This is a genomic window from Psychromonas ingrahamii 37, from assembly GCF_000015285.1.
In the GTDB taxonomy this organism is placed as follows: domain Bacteria; phylum Pseudomonadota; class Gammaproteobacteria; order Enterobacterales; family Psychromonadaceae; genus Psychromonas; species Psychromonas ingrahamii.
Genome location: NC_008709.1, coordinates 3,387,397 through 3,409,272, shown reverse-complemented (window position 1 = coordinate 3,409,272; position 21,876 = coordinate 3,387,397). Strand labels below are relative to the sequence as shown.

Genomic DNA, 21,876 nt, shown 5'->3' with positions numbered 1-21,876 from the left:
ATTTTCTATTTTTCATTCCAAGGCCATTGTAAACACTGACCATTATCAGGTCGATCTGATTCATCATGGGTCACCATTAAAGCGGGCAGTTTTCTTTTTCTTATCTGTTCAAACACCCAGACTTTAAAGTCATTGCGTAAGGATTTATCTAATTTACTAAAGGGCTCATCAAGTAAAACGGCTGCAGGCTCGGCGAGCAGCATTCTCATCATACTGATTCTAGCTCTCTGTCCCCCAGATATTTGTGAGGGGCCTTTTTCAGCTAGGGTTTGTAACTTTAATTCATTCAAGGTATTCATTGCAACTGCTTTACGTTGCTCTTTTTTAAATTTATTGGGCAGGGCAATAGCGAGGTTTTCCCAAATATTCAGATGCGGGAATAACAGATCATCTTGAAATAAAATGCCAATGTTACGTTTCTCGACGGCTATCTTATTGAGTAAGCAGTTATCTAAATAATATTCACCTTCGTTGCTAAAATCGGCTGAGGCATGACCGGCTATCGCACTTAATAAGGCCGATTTTCCGCAACCACTCGGGCCCATTAAGGTTAATATTTCACCGGGCAGAATAGAAAATGAAACGGGAGAAAATAGCGGTTTTTTATTGGCATCAATAATAGTCAGATTCTTTACTGTCAGGGACATGGTGAGCAATACTCCTTTTATTGATTGTGCTTTGATTTATTATTATCCCGGTTTTTTGACTGGCAAAAATAGCGAGGAAATAAAAGAAAAAGGGGACTAAAGATTGCAGTAGAGCATAAATAGCACTGATGCGTCGATCTTGACCGCTAGCGAGTGCCACAGCTTCAGTGGTTAAGGTGGAAATACGTCCCCCCGCAAGCATTAATGTCGGTAAATATTGCGCTAAACTGACACTGATGCCAACCGCCCAGGCAATACAAAGGGTAGGTAATAATACCGGTCTTTTAATTTTCCACCAAACCTTAAAAGGTGACATTCCTAAACTTAGCCCAATCATATCTAATCTCTTGTCATAACTTCGCCATGGTCCGTCTAATACCAGATAAACATAGGGGAAAACAAAGAAGATATGCGCCCAAATTACCCATAAATAATAATACTGATGGGCAATAAAAAGCGTCGCAACTTGTATTCCAAATAAAATGGACAATTGCGGTGCCAGCATGGGGATTGAAATGATTAACCTTGGTACGACAAATCGCTGCCTATCAGCCATCGCTCTAGTACTATGTTCATGAATAATGATGGCAAATAAAAGTGCCACGGTCGCACTGATTAAGGCAATGAAGATACTATTGCCGATAATACCCCACAAAAAACTCCACTCCTGTTGCCAAAAGCGTAATGACCAGTGAGTTGGAAAAAGTTCAGGAAAAGGCCAGCGCTGAGCAAAAGACCACAGGATTAGAAGCGGCAGAGGAGTTAATGAAATAACGTAGGTGACTAAGAGTGCACTTTTACCGGCAAGCGGTAGGGCGCGACGCCCGCTGGTTTGCCAGCTGCGGTATTTAACTATTGTTAACCATTCTATAAAACGGATTAAATACAATAAAACAAGACACATCAGTAAAAGTGATAACGCGCCAGCCGATGCTTTGGGTAATGTGGCTAAGTCAGGATCATTTAACCACTGCCAAATCAGAACAGGAAAAGTGGCTGGTGAGGTAGGGCCTATTACCAGTGCGACATCAACTACGGACAAGCTGTATGCCATTACGGCAAAGAGCGTAAAACGTATTTTAGGCAACCATTGCGGTAATATTATTTTCTGCCAGGTTTGTGCTTTGGAATAACCTAAACTCTGCGCTGTCATCAGCGTGCTGTTAACATTTAGCTGCTTAAGGAGCGGGATGCTCATAAACAGTAAAAAGGGAATTTCTTTGATTGTGAGGCCTAAAATCAGCCCCAAACCATAGGGATCATTAATTAAACTCCAATGAGTAATGCTAAAGTCATTAAAAAGGGTGTTTAAAAGTCGCGCAATAAAACCAGTTGGGGTGAATAAAAAGGCAAAACCAATAGCAAAAGCCACATGGGGTAATGCTAATATCGGGGCGAGCAGGCTTTCTAATTTTTTCCAGTAAGCTTTATTCCAGCATGATTGCAAAATAGAGAAAGCCAGCAGAGCAGATAAAAAAGTACTGCTTAGGCTGACAAAAATAGTGATTAAAATCGACTCGCGCAGACCCGGCCATAATAAAAGTTCAGAGAACCCCATTAAAGAGAAGTTCTGCATATTTAGGGCAGGAATATAAGAAAAAGCAGAAAAAAGTAATCCCAGTAAACCCGGTAATAAAGGTGTAAAGCAGACCAAAATGGCCAATACCAGTAAAAAATGAAATGAAATTTTTTGTATTGAGCCATTCATCGCCAGCAGCAACTATTTTTAATGACCATATCTTTTTTGCCATTCAGTTTCCAGGGCGATTTGCCAACTGGGGTGCGGCTCACTAATGGATTTAAATAAAGTTGTTTTTTGGCTCGAACTACTGACCTTTGATGATTGTAAAACAGTCGGATCACCCCAGACCGAAATATCTGCTTTTTTTAGCTGTGCTTCAGGGCTGAGCAGAAAATTAATCGCCACTAGCGCACCCTCTTTTGCAGCGGCATTCCAGGGAATTGACAGGAAGTGAATATTAGACAGTGCACCGGCTGCAAGCGCATAAGCTGTGGTTGAATCTCTTAATAAACCGTTTGCCTGGGCACTAAATACTTCATTAGGATTAAAGGAGATAGCCAAGTCTAATTCACCATCATCAAGTAATTGCAGTGTTTCCGCACTGTTAGCCGGGAACTGTTTACCTTGACGCCAGGCAACCTGATGAAAGTCCTCTAAATATGACCATAAGGGTGCAGTTATCTGTGCAAAAGTAGTGTCATCAACGGGCGAATACAAAGCGTCAGGATTTTCACTGAGTTCGATCAATGCAGATTTAAGAAAACTGGTACCATGAAATGAAGGCGGGCGGGGATAACTGAGTTTATTTGGATGGCTCTTTGCATATACCAGCATTTCGCTATGGCTCTGCGGTGGATTATCTACTTTATTTTTGTCATAAATAAACACCAGCTGCCCAACGCCCCATGGGGCTTCTAACCCTAGTGTCGGCTCTGCAAAATCACTGTCTACGGGCAGTGATTTATCAACATATTGCCAGTTAGGAAGATTGGTTACAAAGGGCTCGGTTAATAGATTAAAGTCCTTCATTGATTTAAAGTTTTCGCCATTAATCCAAACCATATCAATACTGCCATTGCTATTTTTGTTGGCGCTTTTTTCTGCTACTAGACGCGTAATGGCTTCAGAGATATCGGTGACTTTTACGTGTTTTAGGGTGACACCGTATTCTGCTTGTAGGCGTTTATCTGCCCAGCGTAAATAGTTGTTAATATCCTGACTGCCACCCCAAGCGTAAAAATAAACTGTTTGACTCTGAGCTTTTTCTTCAATCTTCTGCCAATTTACATCTTCTGCCTGAGCAAAGGTTGTCAGTAGTAACAGGCTGAACAGAGTGATTAATTTTTTCATGATAGATCCTTTTTACGCGTCCAATTAAAATATTTCTCGACCCACAGCAGCAGCGTTTGCGGCGCATGGTCTTTCTTCCACATTCCGGCTGTCGCTTTATTTGCTTCGCTCATGGTGGGGTAGGGGTGGATGGTGCCGAGAATCTTATTTAAACCCAGTTTGTAACGCATTGCCAGGGTGAATTCTGTAAGCAGGTCGCCAGCATGCGAGCCGACTATGGTTGCCCCTAAAATTTTATCACTGCCGGTTGCGGTTAATACCTTTACAAACCCCTGGTCATGGTCATCGGTAATGGCCCTGTCTAAATCATTTAATTCATATTGTGTGATTTCATAGTTTATATCAGCCTGCTTAGCTTCTTTTTCATTAAGTCCAACCCGCGCAACTTCAGGATAGGTGTAGACTGCCGCGGGCATCACCGAATAATCGGTTTTGAATTTTTTAAAGCGACCGAATAATCCGTTTACAGCGGCATACCAAGCCTGGTGCGCCGCTGCATGGGTTAATTGAAAAGGCCCTGCAACATCGCCAACGGCATATATATTTGCGTATTTTGTTTGTAAGTAGTCATTAACTGCAATGGTTTTTGTCTCGGTCAATTCAATACCCAACTCTTCTAAGCCAAAGCCGCCTACATTTGCTTTTCGGCCAATCGCGACAAGCACTACATCAAATTCTTTCAAAACAGTCTGCTGTTGAAACTCTAATGCCACTGACTGGGTATTTTCATCACGGGAAAAACCGGTCACGTTATGATTAACTAATATTTCAACACCTTCTTTCATTAATTGCTTGCTGACCAGATCTGCTGCATCTTGATCTTCTCGTATTAGTAATTGTGGTAAGCGCTCAACAATAGTCACCTCACTGCCAAGGAGGTTAAAGCACTGGGCTAATTCACAGCCGATAGGGCCTCCGCCAAGCACTAATAGCTTTTTAGGTAACTCGGGTAATGACCAAATTGTATCGGAAGTCACGTAACTTACCTTATCTAAACCGGGAATCGGCGGTATAAAAGGTTTCGCCCCCGTTGCGATAACAATATTCTGAGTAGTGATAACGTTACCGTTTAATTCAACCTGCCAAGGGGAAATGATTTTTGCTTCACCCTGCAGGCAAGTCACACCCAAGTCTGAATAACGTTCGCTTGAGTCATGTGGCTCGATTTTTTTGATCACATTTTGTACGCGGGTCATCACTTTTTTAAAATCAATACTGTTTATTTGTGCGTCCACGCCAAACTGCTGAGCATTTAATATCTCTTTAATATTATGAGCCGTTCTAATTAATGCCTTGGATGGAACACAGCCCGTATTTAAACAATCACCTCCCATCTTATGTTTTTCAATTAATGTCACTTTGGCTTTTACTGCGGCTGCAATGTAAGCCGTTACCAGTCCACCTGAACCCGCCCCAATCACGACCATATTTTGATCGAAAGATTTGGGTTTCTGCCAGCCTCGATAAACTTTATTTTGCTTAATACTATTGATAATAAATTTGCTTATAAGGGGCATTAATCCTAATGCCGCAAGAGACAATAAAACAGAAGGTGAGAGTAAGCCGGCTAATGAGTTGATATCGGCAAGCTGTGTACCTGCATTGAGGAAAACTGCAGTGGCGGGTAACATACCGAGTTGACTAAATAAATAATATTTTTTTGCCGATAGGGTGGTTAAACCCATCAGTAAGTTGATCATAAAAAAAGGGAAAATGGGAATCAGTCTCAGTGTTAGCAGGTAAAGGCTACCATCTTTTTCTATTCCTCGATTTATCGCTTTGAGCTTTCCGCCAAATCGTCTTTGTACCCAATCCTGCAGCATATAACGGCTAAAGAGAAAAGCTAAGGTAGCCCCTATGCTGCTCGCAAATGAAACGAATAAAAGACTCCACCAAAAGCCAAATAATGCAGCACCGAGCAGAGTGAAAATAATGGCACCGGGAACTGAAAGAGCAGTACTAACAGTGTATAAGATAAAATAAAGCACACTGGCGAGCAGGAAGTTGTCATTGATATAACCGTTCAGTTGCGCTTGATAAATTTTGGCATTTTCCAGCGTTAGCAGATGATTAAACTCAAAAACGAACCACAGTGCGATGCACGCTAAGATGGCAATAATTATTTTTTTTCTGTCCATTGATCATTTTCCTGAGGTTAAAAATAAATTGTAGTTTTCAATAGACCGGGAAGATCTATAAAAAATTTCCGTGTTAATTATTTATACTTTTCGCTTAATAAAATAGACAAAAAATCGCATAGGAAAAATTAATGAGATAAAAACTTTCGATTCAGGCTATTAAGATTAAAAACAACGTATTTATTTAAGCTAGGCTGTTTACCTTTTTCGTATTAATCACCCTGCAGTTGATCAGAAAACATGTCATCTAGCCGTGATGTTAATAAATAAATAAAATACTGCTCACCGGGAAAAGTATTTGTTAGCGTGATTTTATAAAGATAATTTAACGGGTGGGTAATTTTTTTCTGATAAATTAATCTAAATTGAGATGATTTCCATCACCAAAATAGGACTATTTTGGTGATGGAAATATCAAACTTCATAATATGTACAATTAATTGTGAAGTTGATAAAGATTTTGTTATTCAACAAATATTTGCATTTCTTCACCAATTTTTTTACGCATTTCCATCAGTTTACGGGCAGTTTCATTCTGTTGTATATCCTCTTCGCTTTCCGGCACCCATGCTGGAACATAAATCGGATGGCTATGTGCATCGACCGCCACCATAATGACGATGCAATGTGTCGTCAAACGTCTGTTTAACGATTTTGGATCACAAGCATTTACTTCAAGGGCAATATGCATCGAGGATTTTCCCGTATAAATCACTTTCGCCTCCACCTCAACCAGGCTACCGACATGAATAGGTGTGACAAATCTGATCCCGCCAGCATAGGCAGTAACACAATAATGACCGCTCCAGCCCGCGGCACAAGCATATGCCGCTAAATCGATCCATCTCATTACTGCTCCACCATGTACCTTTCCACCAAAATTAACATCTTGAGGTTCAGCTAAAAAACGTAGGGTGATGTCTCTTTGGGGCTTTTTCATTCACTTATCCTCTGAATTTTTTAATCAATTCTTAAAAATAATAGTTATATCAAATGTATTAAAGATGTGATCTTGCATCGCGTAGGAAAAATTAACACTAGCAAGGCTGATCACTTATTTGATGCGTTTGGTATTATTGTATGTCCGACCTTATAACGTAAATAAGTGTTACATGGGGAAGGGAATAATAATAACCAATTGAGCTTTAAGCAAGGGTTGATTTAGCGTCATGCAGGGTAGAGAGAATTATGATAAAGGATTGTAAGTGCTTAAATCCGCGACGTTATGGTATTTAAAAAATATTAATAAGGTTGATAACCAAGTAAGTCATCACTGTCCAATTCTTTCTGATCACTGCCAAGCACTTTTGAGCGCAGTATTTTATCTGAATGGATACTAGAATAGAGAATGACATCATAGGGCATTTTTTCAAAATGCTTGAGTGTTGGTATAATTTTCATGCTCAGCTAATCTGATTTTACCGAGAGCATTTTATTAAATATTAGCCAAATTGCTACAGTTATTAGCTTTTAATAAAGGCATTAGTTGTAACAATCTGTAAAACTAATTAATCCGTTCATAAATCAATTTAAGTAAAGTAACTATTGCGCTTATCTATTATCACTGCCTAACTATTAACATAGAATATAAGTTGCAGGGAGAGAGATAGATTTATATAAACCATTTTTAGGCTGGTGGAGCGAATAGTCGGGTAGAAAAGAGCCTCTTAAATTAAAAAAGATGCCATCTTCTATTGAAATAGTTTACTTTTAAAACACATTGTATGTTAAATAATCGTTCGCGCATTTTATTGAAAGAATAGTCATTAAAGCCCTTGCCAATGTACTTTAAATCCCTATAATGCGCCCCACGGAAACGGGAAAGACGCAAGTCAGTCCGGTTACTAAGAACGAAAGAGATTAAGCTTCTAATAACGTATCACGTTGATTAGAAACATAAATTAATCATTGACATCGTTTACAGGTAGCGTAATATACGCACCTCGCCGAAAGGCACGCTCTTTAACAATTTAATCAAACAATCTGTGTGGACACTTATTGTTGATGTGATTTCAAAAAATCAAAGTCCTTTCTTGTAAAGGCAGTAACTTTTTACTTCGTAAATAGCTTACTCATCAATAAAAGTGACACACGAATAAATTTATTTATTCAGAATAATAAGTTATTCATTATTTTTATACTGAAGTTTTTATACTTAGGTGTTGAGATAATAGTAATTAGTTTTAGTCAGTTATATTGAGTCGCAGCGTAAGCTGCAAATTAAACTTTAAATTGAAGAGTTTGATCATGGCTCAGATTGAACGCTGGCGGCAGGCTTAACACATGCAAGTCGAACGGTAACAGAGAATAGCTTGCTATTTTGCTGACGAGTGGCGGACGGGTGAGTAATGCTTGGGAATTTGCCTTGTTGCGGGGGACAACAGTTGGAAACGACTGCTAATACCGCATAATGTCTCCGGACCAAAGGTGGCCTCTATTTATATGCTATCGCGACAAGATGAGCCCAAGTGGGATTAGCTAGTTGGTAAGGTAATGGCTTACCAAGGCGTCGATCCCTAGCTGGTCTTAGAGGATGACCAGCCACACTGGAACTGAGACACGGTCCAGACTCCTACGGGAGGCAGCAGTGGGGAATATTGCACAATGGAGGAAACTCTGATGCAGCCATGCCGCGTGTGTGAAGAAGGCTTTCGGGTTGTAAAGCACTTTCAGCGAGGAGGAAAGGGTATTGGTTAATATCCATTATCTGTGACGTTACTCGCAGAAGAAGCACCGGCTAACTCCGTGCCAGCAGCCGCGGTAATACGGAGGGTGCGAGCGTTAATCGGAATTACTGGGCGTAAAGCGCGCGTAGGCGGTTAATTAAGTCAGATGTGAAAGCCCAGGGCTCAACCTTGGAACTGCATTTGAAACTGGTTAACTAGAGTTTTGTAGAGGGTGGTAGAATTTCAGGTGTAGCGGTGAAATGCGTAGAGATCTGAAGGAATACCAGTGGCGAAGGCGGCCACCTGGACAAAGACTGACGCTGAGGCGCGAAGGCGTGGGGAGCAAACGGGATTAGATACCCCGGTAGTCCACGCAGTAAACGATGTCTATTAGAAGTTTGTGGCTATATGCCGTGGGTTTCAAAGCTAACGCATTAAATAGACCGCCTGGGGAGTACGGCCGCAAGGTTAAAACTCAAATGAATTGACGGGGGCCCGCACAAGCGGTGGAGCATGTGGTTTAATTCGATGCAACGCGAAGAACCTTACCATCCCTTGACATCCAGAGAATCTGTTAGAGATAGTAGAGTGCCTTCGGGAACTCTGAGACAGGTGCTGCATGGCTGTCGTCAGCTCGTGTTGTGAAATGTTGGGTTAAGTCCCGCAACGAGCGCAACCCTTATCCTTAGTTGCCAGCACGTAATGGTGGGAACTCTAGGGAGACTGCCGGTGATAAACCGGAGGAAGGTGGGGACGACGTCAAGTCATCATGGCCCTTACGGGATGGGCTACACACGTGCTACAATGGCAAATACAAAGGGTTGCTAACCTGCGAAGGTATGCGAATCTCATAAAGTTTGTCGTAGTCCGGATCGGAGTCTGCAACTCGACTCCGTGAAGTTGGAATCGCTAGTAATCGTGGATCAGAATGCCACGGTGAATACGTTCCCGGGCCTTGTACACACCGCCCGTCACACCATGGGAGTGGGCTGCACCAGAAGTCATTAGCTTAACCTTCGGGATGGCGATGACCACGGTGTGGTTCATGACTGGGGTGAAGTCGTAACAAGGTAGCCCTAGGGGAACCTGGGGCTGGATCACCTCCTTACGTAAAGAGACACATCAGTTAATTCGCTTGCGGATTGACACATTAGAGACTTGCTTGCAAGTGCTCTGCAGTACAAGCCTTTCGGCGATTTTGCTCTGCAAATTCACCTTTCGGCATCACTGTTTGCTACGCAAATAATGATTGAGTGTTCACACAGATTGTTTGATTAGAATGATAAAGCGTAATAGCAAATACACTTATTAACTGTTCTTTATAAAGAATAATTAATAAGTGTTTTTTTAACACTGCTCTTTAACAATTAGGAAAGCTGATAAAAGTTCTTTTTATCACACAAAAACAATGGCACTCAGGTGTTGATTGGTGTGATAAATTAAACGAAATTGTTCTCAATTATTAAGATTTATTTTAATAATTGTAATCAAGCAAAAATAAATATTATTCAAACTGATACTTTGGATAATGTACGTATCTATTGAGTGATTGTTAATTCAATTATTCTTAGGTGCACGAAAAACGAATGTTGTTTTTTGTATTGTAAAATATGAGAAATCGCAAGCGTCTTGGAAACTCAAATAAATACAAAATCTAAATGATTGCGTAAAAAGAATGTAAAAATTGATTAATAATCAATTTTTATGCCTGGAACGTGACACTTTTTAGGTGTTGTATGGTTAAGTGAATAAGCGTGCACGGTGGATGCCTAGGCAATTAGAGGCGATGAAGGACGTGGTAATCTGCGATAAGTCCAGGGGAGTTGATAACAAGCGTTATATCCTGGAATTTCCGAATGGGGCAACCCGGCACTTAGTGTCATCGTTAAGTGAATACATAGCTTAACGAAGCGAACGAGGGGAACTGAAACATCTAAGTACCCTTAGGAAAAGAAATCAACCGAGATTCCGATAGTAGCGGCGAGCGAAATTGGAACAGCCCTTAAGCTGTTTAAAAGTTAGTGGAAGGCTCTGGAAAGTGCCGCGATACAGGGTGATAGCCCCGTACACAAAAACTTCTTTACAGTGAAAGCGAGTAGGTCGGGACACGAGAAATCCTGACTGAATATGGGGGGACCATCCTCCAAGGCTAAATACTCCTAATTGACCGATAGTGAACCAGTACCGTGAGGGAAAGGCGAAAAGAACCCCTGTGAGGGGAGTGAAATAGAACCTGAAACCGTGTACGTACAAGCAGTAGGAGCGGACATTGTGTTCCGTGACTGCGTACCTTTTGTATAATGGGTCAACGACTTAATTTCAGTAGCAAGGTTAACCAAATAGGGGAGCCGTAGGGAAACCGAGTCTTAACTGGGCGAATAGTTGCTGGGATTAGACCCGAAACTTGGTGATCTAGCCATGAGCAGGTTGAAGGTTGAGTAACATCAACTGGAGGACCGAACCCACTAATGTTGAAAAATTAGGGGATGACTTGTGGCTGGGGGTGAAAGGCCAATCAAACCAAGAGATAGCTGGTTCTCCTCGAAAGCTATTTAGGTAGCGCCTCGTGTATCACTGTTGGGGGTAGAGCACTGTTTGGGCTAGGGGGTCATCCCGACTTACCAACCCCATGCAAACTCCGAATACCAACAAGTGCAATCACGGGAGACACACGGCGGGTGCTAACGTCCGTCGTGGAAAGGGAAACAACCCAGACCGCCAGCTAAGGTCCCTAAGTATATGTTAAGTGGGAAACGATGTGGAAAGGCTCAGACAGCTAGGAAGTTGGCTTAGAAGCAGCCATCTTTTAAAGAAAGCGTAATAGCTCACTAGTCGAGTCGGTCTGCGCGGAAGATTTAACGGGGCTAAACATATCACCGAAGCTGCGGATGCTTATTTATAGGCATGGTAGAGGAGCGTTCTGTAAGCCGTCGAAGGGAAAGGTGTAAACCATCCTGGAGGTATCAGAAGTGCGAATGTTGACATGAGTAACGATAAGGGAGGTGAAAAACCTCCCCGCCGGAAGACCAAGGGTTCCTGTCCAACGTTAATCGGGGCAGGGTGAGTCGACCCCTAAGGCGAGGCCGAAAGGCGTAGTCGATGGGAAACGGGTTAATATTCCCGTACCCTTTATTATTGCGATGGGAGGACGGAGAAGGCTAGGTGGGCCTGGCGATGGTTGTCCAGGTTCAAGTGCGTAGGCGGGAGACTTAGGTAAATCCGGGTTTCTTTTAACGCTGAGACACGATGTCGAGTCACCAAGGTGATGAAGTCATTGATGCCATGCTTCCAGGAAAAGTCTCTAAGCTTCAGATAATAGAGGATCGTACCCCAAACCGACACAGGTGGTCAGGTAGAGAATACTAAGGCGCTTGAGAGAACTCGGGTGAAGGAACTAGGCAAAATGGTACCGTAACTTCGGGAGAAGGTACGCCTCCGACGGTGACGAGACTTGCTCTCTAAGCTGTTGGAGGCCGAAGATACCAGATGGCTGCAACTGTTTATTAAAAACACAGCACTCTGCTAAATCGTAAGATGACGTATAGGGTGTGACGCCTGCCCGGTGCCGGAAGGTTAATTGATGAGGTTAGACTCAGGTCGAAGCTTTTGATCGAAGCCCCGGTAAACGGCGGCCGTAACTATAACGGTCCTAAGGTAGCGAAATTCCTTGTCGGGTAAGTTCCGACCTGCACGAATGGCGTAATGATGGCCATGCTGTCTCCACCCGAGACTCAGTGAAGTTGAAATCGCAGTGAAGATGCTGCGTCCCCGCGGCTAGACGGAAAGACCCCGTGAACCTTTACTACAGCTTAGCAGTGAACTTAGAGCCTACATGTGTAGGATAGGTGGGAGGCTTTGAAGCGTTGTCGCTAGATGACGTGGAGCCAACCTTGAAATACCACCCTTGTATGTTTTGAGTTCTAACCATGGCCCCTGAATCGGGGTTTGGGACACTGTTTGGTGGGTAGTTTGACTGGGGCGGTCTCCTCCTAAAGAGTAACGGAGGAGTACGAAGGTTGGCTAATCACGGTCGGACATCGTGAGGTTAGTACAATGGTATAAGCCAGCTTAACTGCGAGACAGACACGTCGAGCAGGTACGAAAGTAGGTCATAGTGATCCGGTGGTTCTGAATGGAAGGGCCATCGCTCAACGGATAAAAGGTACTCCGGGGATAACAGGCTGATACCGCCCAAGAGTTCATATCGACGGCGGTGTTTGGCACCTCGATGTCGGCTCATCACATCCTGGGGCTGAAGTCGGTCCCAAGGGTATGGCTGTTCGCCATTTAAAGTGGTACGCGAGCTGGGTTTAGAACGTCGTGAGACAGTTCGGTCCCTATCTGCCGTGGGCGTTTGAGAATTGAGAGGAGCTGCTCCTAGTACGAGAGGACCGGAGTGGACGAACCGCTGGTGTTCGGGTTGTATCGCCAGATGCATTGCCCGGTAGCTACGTTCGGAATCGATAACCGCTGAAAGCATCTAAGCGGGAAGCGAGCCTCGAGATGAGTTCTCACTGGAGCTTTAAGCTCCCTAAAGGGCCGTTGGAGACTACAACGTTGATAGGCAAGGTGTGTAAGTGCAGTAATGTATTGAGCTAACTTGTACTAATTACCCGTGAGGCTTAACCATACAACACCTAAGACGTGTTGAGTTGCAGTAGACGTATAGTTGGTCAGTGAATGTTATTAACATTCACTCTGATTGAGCTAAGCGTTGAAACAACAGTAACCAAGAAAAAATATGCTTGCGAAACATATTTTACAAATATTTACGATTGCTTGATAAAAACAACAATAAAATCGGCTTTTCTAATTAACTTTTTATAAAGACTTTAGATTGTTGCCTTACGGAAGATTAACAAAAAGACGTTAATCTCCTACCGGCCAAAACAATTTAAAGCTAAAAAAAGCCTAAGCTTTAAAAAGTTTTTGCTTGGCGACCATAGCATTGTGGTACCACCTGATCCCATTCCGAACTCAGCAGTGAAACGCAATTGCGCCGATGGTAGTGTGGGGTCTCCCCATGTGAGAGTAGGTCATCGCCAAGCGCCTAATAAACGATAAATCCCTGTTGACTAACGTCAGCAGGGATTTTTTCGTTTAAGCGCTTGAGACGATGACCAACTCGAACATGGGAAATAAAGAGCAGCCACGGAGTGGCATTCAAGCCATGTGACAGTAGGGCGAATTTGGCGCCAGCCAAGGTTTATGAGCGGACGAGCTCTGCGAGTCCTGTTCCATCGCTAGTCTTTCGCACAAGCTTGGCAATTAAATCCAGATAAATCCCTGTCCTTCGAAAGAAGCGTTGGAATTTTTTCGTTATTAGGGCTTTGACGCGATGACCAACTCGAACATGGGATATAAAGAGCAGCGACACAGTGGCATTCAATCCATGTGAGAGTAGTGGCGAGTATTGCGCGAGCAATGTGTCATGAGCGGGCTAAGCTCTGCGTGCCCTGTAGAATCAGGCGACAGCCTGGGTTATGAGCGGACGAGCTTTGCGAGTCCCGTTCCATCGCCAGTATTCCGCACAAGCTTGGCAATTAAATTCAGAAAAATCCCTGTTGACTAACGTCAGCAGGGATTTTTTCGTTTAAGCGCTTGGACGATGATCAACTCGAACGTGGGAAAAGGAAAAAACATGCTGGAGGGCTAGTATCGCAGCAGCGATGGTTTGCGAGCTGACGAGCTCTGAGAGTCCTGTCCCATTGCCAAGCTAGGCAATAAAGATTTATTTGCACATTGAGTTGCAGGTAATTTCAAATAATTATATTGTCTTATACCAATTCCACTAATTAAGTGATCTGTTTAGGCGCTGGAAAAATGCATGAAAGCAATGCATGAAAGCAATGCATTGATTGCAGTAACTAGTTGTTCTAATTATAAAATCAATAGCAAAGACTAAAACATAGTTTTATGTCTAGCTAGCATGTGTTTTAACCAGCATAAATGAACAGAAAATTAATGGATTTGTTATTACAATCGTTCTTATCTACATAGTATAGATCTACGTATTTTATAAACTAATTCCGAGCATCGGTAAGGCATATAATGAAAGAACAACAACAAACTGATTTAGTAAAGCCAAGCCCCAAAAAATGGCAAGCGAAAGAGAAATTGGCCTGGTTAAAAAAACAGACAATTAAACGTTCGTATCAAAATGATGTACTCAAAAAGATCGCCGCTTTAGCGGAAGATTTTACGGTTGAGCAATATGGCGAACTTTGTTATCCGCCCTATCACTACCCGCTTTATATTGTGACAACCCGCGATTGGGATAATAATAAACCTTCAATTTTGATAACGGGTGGTGTTCATGGTTATGAAACCAGTGGAGTCCATGGGGCACTAAGTTTTATTGAGAAACATGGCCTAAAGTATGCTGAAAAATTCAATATTGCTGTCGCCCCCTGCATTAGTCCGTGGGGGTATGAAACGATTAACCGTTGGAATGCGAATGCGACAGATCCAAATAGATCATTTTATCAATCAAGCCCCTCGCTAGAGGCATCTCAATTGATGGAATATGTTAAAAAACACGATCTAAATTTTATGACACATATTGATTTACATGAAACCACGGATACCGATAATACTGAGTTTAGACCTGCTTTAACTGCCAGAGATGGTGTTGAACAAGAACTTACGGATATTCCCGACGGTTTTTATCTGGTTGCAGATTCGAATAACCCTAAGCATGATTTTCAACGTGCTATTATTGAATCGGTTAAAAAAGTGACTCATATTGCCCCTGCTGATGCAAATGGTAAAATTATTGGAGAGTCTGTTAGCCAAGATGGTGTTATTCATTATGACACTAAAAAATTAGGGCTGTGCAATGGTTTTACTGACGCACTCTACTGCACAACAACAGAGGTTTACCCCGATAGCCCTCATGTTACTGGGGCATATTGTATCAATGCGCAGGTTGCTGCGGTAACTGGTGGGCTTGACTATTTAATTAAGAACAATATTGTGTAATTACATGGTGCTATAAATTAACCCTGACCTGACAAAATGGCTTATTCAGCTCAATAAAGGGATAAGCCGCACTTCTGCATCTCTTAAAGGGCTGTGTAATTTGCTGATTTTCTCCCAAAAAGCGAACACCTATATACTATGCTCCCATTTGTATTAAAATAGACCTTAATCTTTGACCTGTTAGGTCTCAACTCTATTTATTAAAAAGGATTAATTGAATGACCCCTGAATTGTTTTTTATATATGATTCTCACTGTCCGTGGAGCTACGCGAGTACTGCTTTAGTTAATCAGATCGAAAAATCATACCCTGAAATAACAATCCATTTATGGCATTGTGCTCATTATGATGGCAGTGATCGTGTTGGCCATGAGAAGATGGACCGGGTAGCAAAAGAAAGTGTTGTGAAATTTGGCCAACACTATAAACGTTTTGTTGATAGTCCTAAAAATGCGATTATGACTGCTAATTTTATGGCCTGGCTGCAAAACAAACAACCAGAGAAAGAATTAGCTGTCTTAAATGCATTACAAAAAGCTCACTTTATTGAAGGTAATCCCTTTGGATGTAAACACGATTTTAATGAGATTATCGAGCAGTTTAAGTTATCGCCACCTAATAAAATATTCAAAGATGAATTAACCAGTGAAGCTGAATATACTTTGTCTGATATCAGTGAAATTCAAGCGTTTATAAAAACGACCGACTTCCCCGCTTTATTGTTAACTGTGGATGAAAATGCGGTGTTATTAAACCATTCTCTTTATTTAAGTAAACCTGAAGCGGTGATAGAGGCGATAAAACAAGAGTTAGCTTAAAAGTCTAAAAGTTAAAACCTGTTTTTTATTGCTGCGTTTTGCTATACCAAATATATTAAAGATGTGATCTTGCATTGCGTAGGAAAAATCAATACTAGCAAGGCGTGAGTTGCAGAAGATAGTTGTTCTCACTTCACAAAATTGTCTGGAACAATTTTGAACAGCTTTAGCTGACCACGAAGTGGTGAAGAATAGGATGTTCTGAATAAAATTCACAACGCAGATAGGGTTGATTTTAACCAGTAAGGCTGATCACCTATTTGATGCGTTTGGTATTAGCCTTACAATATTATTGTAGGGCTTTTTTTTTGATAAACGCGTATAAAGCATGCGGTTATTTAACAACTAATACTCATTCCACTAACCAGTATAAATGCATATAAAATGGGTGGATTTGGTATAATTTGCAATTGTTGTTTATTCTATTGTAAAAAAAAGAACAGACCCTGATAGATTATATTATTAAATAAACATCAAAGGATAAGGTTAATTAATGATTAATACCGTTATTAATAAGTATCAAACAATTTTTTCAGATCAAGCATTAGCAATAGATATTTCAGTTATCTCAATGCTGTTAATGCTTATCTTAATCTCGATGATCGCAAATTATATTACCAAAAAAATAATAACTGTTTTTGTTAAAAAATTTATTGATAAGACGAGAAGTCAATGGGATAACATCTTTTACGACTGTCATGTATTCACCCGTTTATCCCACTTGATACCAATATTGTTCTTTAGTGTCGGTTCAACAATCATTTTTCCAGCAGATGCTTACCCGCTTTTATTGGATAATCTTTCTAAATTTACTTCGCTGTATTTGATTCTTGCCTTTGCCCTTGTCATTCATAGCCTACTGGCGGCATTTGATGCTATTTACCGTACCTACAAAATGTCAAAGCAACGGCCAATCAACAATTATGTTCAAGTTCTAAAGATTATTCTGTGGATTTTTACCACGGTTGCCTCCATCTCACTTCTGCTCAGCAAGGATCTTTGGGCATTATTTTTAGGTATGAGCGGCATGATGGCGATCATTATGCTGGTCTTTAAAGACACTCTCCTTGGACTTGTGGCCGGTATGCAGATTACTGCTAATGATATGTTACGTCTTGATGATTGGTTGGAAATGCCAAGTCGTAATGCGGATGGTGATGTGATTGATATAACCCTTAATACGGTTAAGGTCAGAAACTGGGATAAAACGATCACGACTATTCCTACCCATGCTTTGATGTCGGAGTCGTTCAAAAATTGGCGGGGAATGACCGAGTCGGGAGGGCGGAGAATCAAGCGTTCTATCTCAATTGATATGACATCGGTAAAATTTTGCGATCAAGAAATGCTTCAGTCTTTTATGAAAATTGAGATTCTTAAGGATTATTTACTTAAGAAACAAAAAGAAATAGAGACTTACAATAAAGAAACAGGAAACGATTTAAGTAACCCTGCTAATGGCAGGCGGCTCACTAATATAGGTACCTTTAGGGCATATCTATCCGCTTATTTGAAAAAAAATCCTAAAATACATCAAGAGTTGACTTTTATGGTGAGGCAGTTGTCACCAAGTTCTACGGGCGTACCTATTGAAGTTTATGTTTTTAGTAACGATCAGGATTGGGTTAATTATGAGGGAATTCAAGCGGACATTTTTGACCATATTTTAGCCGTTATTCCTGAGTTTGGCCTGAGAGTTTTTCAGGATCCTACTGGTTCTAATTTTGAAAAAGCCTTCAGTCGATCCGCTAATAATTAAATAATGTCATACTATTTTTGCGCCTTTGCAGGCGCATTATTAACTAATATCCTTAAAGTTGCTAAGTCTTGCCGACATTTTACCTCAGTATAAATTCTACCCTATCACCCATAAAAAGCGCGTAGTTATAGCAAAAGAAATAAATTGTGCCCTTAATTAAAAGGCGACTACCCTCAAAGCAAAAATTTAAGTCTTTTTGCCTGTTTTACAATGTGCTCATCTAATTATTACTTTTGCTATCAGGCAACTATTTTGCATTTTTATCAATCGTACTCATACTTAATAAACAGATCAAATAGTTAATAATTAATTCATCTTAAAATTACTTTTTTAAAATAGAGCGTGCTCTATTTTTCTGCTTATATGCTAAGAGGCAATGATCATGGCAAAATATGTTTATTTATTTACTAAAGGCCAAGCCGACGGTGATCGCTCACAACGCGAGTTACTTGGTGGAAAGGGGGCTAATCTCGCTGAAATGGCTGCAATCGGCCTGCCCGTTCCTTCCGGATTCACTTTAACAACTGAAGTCTGTAAGTCATTTTATCAACACGATCGTCATTACCCTGAAGGAGTGGAGTCGCAGGTTAATAATGCACTTAAAAAGCTTGAGCAGGAGATGGCAAAAGGTTTTGGTGATCCGGTAAACCCTTTATTGTTATCAGTACGCTCCGGTGCGCCTACCTCTATGCCCGGCATGATGGACACCGTACTTAATTTGGGTCTCAATGACCAGACGGTGCAGGGACTTATTAACCTGAGCGGCTCACCGCGTTTTGCCTATGACTCATATCGGCGCTTTATCCAGATGTACGCTAATGTTGTTAAGGGAGTAGATGGTGATATTTTTGAAACGTTATTAGAGGATAAAAAACGCGCGAAAGGTATTGAAAATGATAACGAGTTGAGTGCGGAAGACCTGCAGCAGTTAATTACCGAATTCAAAGACAGCTATCGGCAAGTGCTTAATCTTGATTTTCCAACTGATCCGCAGCAGCAACTTTGGGAGGCTATTAGTGCTGTATTTGGATCTTGGATGAATCAGCGAGCGGTAACTTATCGCAGCTTAAATAACATTCCATCCCATTGGGGAACAGCTGTCAATGTGCAGGCCATGGTATTTGGCAATATGGGCAATGATTGTGCGACCGGCGTTGCCTTCACGCGTGATCCCTCAACAGGAGAAAATTATTTTTATGGCGAATTTTTAGTCAATGCTCAGGGGGAAGATGTTGTTGCTGGGATCCGGACACCACAACCTATCAATAAGGCTAAATATAAACCGGGCGACTTGCCGGCATTGGAGGATGTTTTGCCGGGGTGTTACGCACAGTTATTGGATCACCGTAATACGCTGGAAAAACATTTTCGTGATATGCAGGATATTGAGTTCACTATTGAATCTGGCAAACTGTATATGCTACAAACCCGAACGGGTAAAAGAACTGCCCAAGCTGCGATCCGGATTGCTGTGGAGATGGTTGGTGAGAAACTGATCAGTAAAAAAGAGGCAGTATTAAGAGTCTTACCGGAACAGCTCGAGCAATTACTACACCCTTCTATTGACCCTTCTGTTGTCAAAAATATAATCGCCAAGGGTTTACCCGCCTCTCCTGGTGCTTGTAGTGGCAAGGTGGTCTTTAATGCCGATGAAGCTGAACAACAAAACAAATTGAAAGAGAAAGTCATTCTTGTTCGGATTGAAACCAGCCCTGAGGATATTCATGGTATGAACGCCGCACAGGGCATTCTAACCTCGCGTGGCGGAATGACGTCACATGCGGCTGTTGTCGCTCGGGGGATGGGTAAAAGCTGCGTTGCAGGTTGTGGAGATCTGCATATTGATTACGAAAAACAGGTAATGGTGACTAAGTCGGGACATACCATCAAGCGCGGGGATATTATTACCCTGGATGGAGCAGCTGGTGAAGTTATTCTGGGTGATGTAGCAAAAGTACAACCCGCCGTCAGTGGAGACTTTGGTACATTAATGAGTTGGGCCGACACATTCCGTACACTTAATGTAAGAGCCAATGCAGATACTCCTCATGATGCCAAGATTGCGCGAGAATTTGGCGCTGAGGGAATAGGTTTATGTCGTACTGAACATATGTTTTTCGATGTTAAACGGATCCAAGCGGTGCGTGAAATGATTGTGTCAGCCGATCTGCAAGGTCGGGAAAGGGCGCTTTCTAAAATCATGCCGATGCAGAAAAGTGATTTTATCGGGCTGTTCCGCGAGATGAGAGGGGTGCCTGTCACCATTCGATTACTGGATCCTCCACTGCACGAATTTTTACCACAGAATAACGATGATATTGCCGATCTTGCGGCCCTTGCCGGAATGCGTTTCTCGGAAGTGAAAGAGCATGTTGAAGAACTGCATGAATTCAATCCGATGCTCGGTCATCGTGGTTGTCGACTCGGTCTTACTTATCCGGAGGTTTACGATATGCAGGTGCGAGCTATTATGGAAGCCGCTTGTGAACTGGTTAAAAATGAGCATTATAAAATTGTTCCGGAGATCATGATTCCGCTTGTGGCTGATGTTAATGAGTTGAAGGTGCTGCGCGAAAAAGCGATCCAGGTAGCAGAACAGGTAATGGCTACTTATGGCGTTAAAGTTGACTACCAAATCGGCACTATGATTGAATTGCCACGGGCAGCCCTATTGGCTGATCTGATTGCAGAGCAAGCTGATTTCTTTTCCTTTGGCACTAATGATCTCACTCAGACTACCTATGGTTTGTCGCGCGATGATGCTGGACGCTTTTTGCCTTATTATATAGAAAATGGGCTATTTTTAAGTGATCCCTTTATTAAATTGGATCGTGCCGGGGTTGGCCAACTGGTAAAAATGGGCACTGAAAAGGGCAGACAGACCCGGCCGGGTTTGAAAGTTGGCATCTGCGGAGAGCATGGTGGAGAGCCTTCTAGTGTTGAATTTTGTCATCAAATTGGTCTCGATTATGTTTCCTGTTCGCCATATCGTGTTCCCATTGCGCGCTTAGCTGCCGCCCACGCAGCTCTAAAGGATGAATAGTAAATAGTCAATAACCTAAACTTAAAACGCTTGGTAATCTCTTTACCCGGCGTTTTTTGACAGTACTGAACGCTATAAAGGCAATAATGGATATGTATATAGATGCAAAAGAGCAGGGTTTAAGCATCAGTCGATACGACCTGTCGATTGCAGGAATATGGCGAAAATCGTCTTTCCTCATCAAAGTCCAGCAGTCTTATTCTCAGTCTTTTATTGCGGCTTTGATATGAAATTTTACTTACCTGAAATGCTTACATGATTCTTAGTGCCTAAAAAAACAGCATTTTCCCTATCGTTTGATCCAATGAATATATCTTATTGGTATTAAAAGCTGTAAAATTTCATGCCATCTTTAAAATAAAAAAAGGGTGGAATCGGGTTAAAGACACCCTTAGTAAATCTGTTGGTTTTATCGGATTGATGAGCGGTTTAACATTTTTTTACAGGAATATTGGATGATTATCTTAACCATGATGCGTCATTATTGGTTTGCCTGCACTGTTGCCATGCTGACAGTTATTACGCTGCTGTCGCTCAACCCTATGAGTGATTTACCTTCAGTGCCAGGCGGAGATAAAATGCATCATTTCATCGCCTATGCATTATTAATGTTTCCGGTCGCGTTAAAAAAACCTAAGCATTGGCTGTTTATTGCTTTATTATTTCTTTTTTTAAGCGGTGGAATTGAGTTACTGCAACCTCTGGTTGGACGTACTAATGATTGGCTTGATCTTTCTGCAAATTGGACCGGTATTATGTTCAGTATCTTATTAGCACAGTTAATACACAGGATTTTTCCCTCCTTGCTAAACCAGAATCGCTAATTCATAAATGCAGTATCCATAAGCATAAAGTTCATGAGCATAAATTCCATGCGCATAAAATTTATAATAATCCGGTGCCTATCGGGCTGTGCCGGATTAAATTAAAAGCTTGTAATCCTTAGTGTTAT

The 21,876-nt window shown here is 41.7% G+C and carries 11 protein-coding genes and 3 rRNA genes; 8 read left to right on the top strand and 6 right to left on the bottom strand.

The window, feature by feature from the left end:
* Nucleotides 1-5 precede the first annotated feature (5 nt).
* The 6 genes from PING_RS14300 to PING_RS20685 all read right to left on the bottom strand — a co-directional run bounded on the left by PING_RS14300 (nt 6) and on the right by PING_RS20685 (nt 7,058).
* On the bottom strand, nt 6-647 hold the full coding sequence (locus PING_RS14300) for an ATP-binding cassette domain-containing protein (RefSeq protein WP_011771032.1): 642 nt from the start codon (nt 645-647) through the stop codon (nt 6-8).
* Entirely contained in the window at nt 613-2,355 is a 1,743-nt protein-coding gene (locus tag PING_RS14295; RefSeq protein ID WP_011771031.1) for an ABC transporter permease, read from the bottom strand. Before PING_RS14295 ends, PING_RS14300 begins: the two co-directional genes overlap by 35 nt.
* Nucleotides 2,356-2,373: 18 nt before the next feature.
* A complete protein-coding gene (locus PING_RS14290; protein ID WP_011771030.1) occupies nt 2,374-3,519 on the bottom strand; it encodes an ABC transporter substrate-binding protein in 1,146 nt (381 codons plus the stop codon).
* Nucleotides 3,516-5,657 carry a dihydrolipoyl dehydrogenase gene (lpdA, locus tag PING_RS14285; RefSeq protein WP_011771029.1) on the bottom strand — a complete coding sequence of 714 codons (2,142 nt, stop codon included), beginning with the start codon at nt 5,655-5,657 and terminating at the stop codon, nt 3,516-3,518. The genes PING_RS14290 and lpdA overlap by 4 nt, the downstream gene beginning before the upstream one ends.
* Before the next feature lie 463 nt (nt 5,658-6,120).
* The gene (locus PING_RS14280; RefSeq protein WP_011771028.1) at nt 6,121-6,597 is read right to left on the bottom strand and encodes an acyl-CoA thioesterase; all 477 of its coding nucleotides are present in this window, start codon (nt 6,595-6,597) and stop codon (nt 6,121-6,123) included.
* A gap of 302 nt (nt 6,598-6,899) precedes the next feature.
* Nucleotides 6,900-7,058: a hypothetical protein gene (locus tag PING_RS20685; protein ID WP_157035381.1), complete on the bottom strand. Its 159-nt coding sequence runs from the start codon at nt 7,056-7,058 to the stop codon at nt 6,900-6,902.
* A gap of 828 nt (nt 7,059-7,886) precedes the next feature.
* Here PING_RS20685 and PING_RS14275 point away from each other — a divergent pair.
* The 8 genes from PING_RS14275 (at nt 7,887) to PING_RS14240 (ending at nt 21,748) form a co-directional block, all read left to right on the top strand.
* Nucleotides 7,887-9,431: ribosomal RNA gene (locus PING_RS14275) — 16S ribosomal RNA — on the top strand.
* A 630-nt stretch (nt 9,432-10,061) separates the two neighbouring features.
* Nucleotides 10,062-12,953, top strand: a 23S ribosomal RNA gene (locus PING_RS14270).
* A 302-nt stretch (nt 12,954-13,255) separates the two neighbouring features.
* Nucleotides 13,256-13,371 (top strand): 5S ribosomal RNA (gene rrf, locus PING_RS14265).
* Together the 16S, 23S and 5S rRNA genes form the textbook arrangement of a ribosomal RNA operon.
* A 1,003-nt stretch (nt 13,372-14,374) precedes the next feature.
* On the top strand, nt 14,375-15,304 hold the full coding sequence (locus PING_RS14260) for a M14 family metallopeptidase (RefSeq protein WP_011771027.1): 930 nt from the start codon (nt 14,375-14,377) through the stop codon (nt 15,302-15,304).
* A gap of 218 nt (nt 15,305-15,522) precedes the next feature.
* Nucleotides 15,523-16,122, top strand: a complete 600-nt coding sequence (locus tag PING_RS14255; protein ID WP_011771026.1) for a protein disulfide-isomerase — start codon at nt 15,523-15,525, stop codon at nt 16,120-16,122.
* 493 nt (nt 16,123-16,615) lie between these two features.
* Nucleotides 16,616-17,881, top strand: coding sequence for a mechanosensitive ion channel family protein (locus tag PING_RS14250; protein WP_011771025.1), 1,266 nt, complete (start codon nt 16,616-16,618; stop codon nt 17,879-17,881).
* 382 nt (nt 17,882-18,263) lie between these two features.
* Nucleotides 18,264-20,924, top strand: coding sequence for a pyruvate, phosphate dikinase (gene ppdK, locus PING_RS14245; protein ID WP_011771024.1), 2,661 nt, complete (start codon nt 18,264-18,266; stop codon nt 20,922-20,924).
* 455 nt (nt 20,925-21,379) lie between these two features.
* Nucleotides 21,380-21,748: a VanZ family protein gene (locus PING_RS14240; protein WP_011771023.1), complete on the top strand. Its 369-nt coding sequence runs from the start codon at nt 21,380-21,382 to the stop codon at nt 21,746-21,748.
* Nucleotides 21,749-21,876: the final 128 nt, after the last annotated feature.

What these genes read in the sequence shown, in the direction of transcription:
- ppdK (WP_011771024.1), top strand. Translation starts at nt 18,264, where the DNA reads ATGGCAAAATATGTTTATTTATTTACTAAAGGCCAAGCCGACGGTGAT.
- PING_RS14240 (WP_011771023.1), top strand. Translation starts at nt 21,380, where the DNA reads ATGATTATCTTAACCATGATGCGTCATTATTGGTTTGCCTGCACTGTT.
- PING_RS14260 (WP_011771027.1), top strand. Translation starts at nt 14,375, where the DNA reads ATGAAAGAACAACAACAAACTGATTTAGTAAAGCCAAGCCCCAAAAAA.
- PING_RS14250 (WP_011771025.1), top strand. Translation starts at nt 16,616, where the DNA reads ATGATTAATACCGTTATTAATAAGTATCAAACAATTTTTTCAGATCAA.
- PING_RS14290 (WP_011771030.1), bottom strand. Translation starts at nt 3,519, where the DNA reads ATGAAAAAATTAATCACTCTGTTCAGCCTGTTACTACTGACAACCTTT.
- PING_RS14255 (WP_011771026.1), top strand. Translation starts at nt 15,523, where the DNA reads ATGACCCCTGAATTGTTTTTTATATATGATTCTCACTGTCCGTGGAGC.
- PING_RS14280 (WP_011771028.1), bottom strand. Translation starts at nt 6,597, where the DNA reads ATGAAAAAGCCCCAAAGAGACATCACCCTACGTTTTTTAGCTGAACCT.
- PING_RS20685 (WP_157035381.1), bottom strand. Translation starts at nt 7,058, where the DNA reads ATGAAAATTATACCAACACTCAAGCATTTTGAAAAAATGCCCTATGAT.
- lpdA (WP_011771029.1), bottom strand. Translation starts at nt 5,657, where the DNA reads ATGGACAGAAAAAAAATAATTATTGCCATCTTAGCGTGCATCGCACTG.
- PING_RS14295 (WP_011771031.1), bottom strand. Translation starts at nt 2,355, where the DNA reads ATGAATGGCTCAATACAAAAAATTTCATTTCATTTTTTACTGGTATTG.
- PING_RS14300 (WP_011771032.1), bottom strand. Translation starts at nt 647, where the DNA reads ATGTCCCTGACAGTAAAGAATCTGACTATTATTGATGCCAATAAAAAA.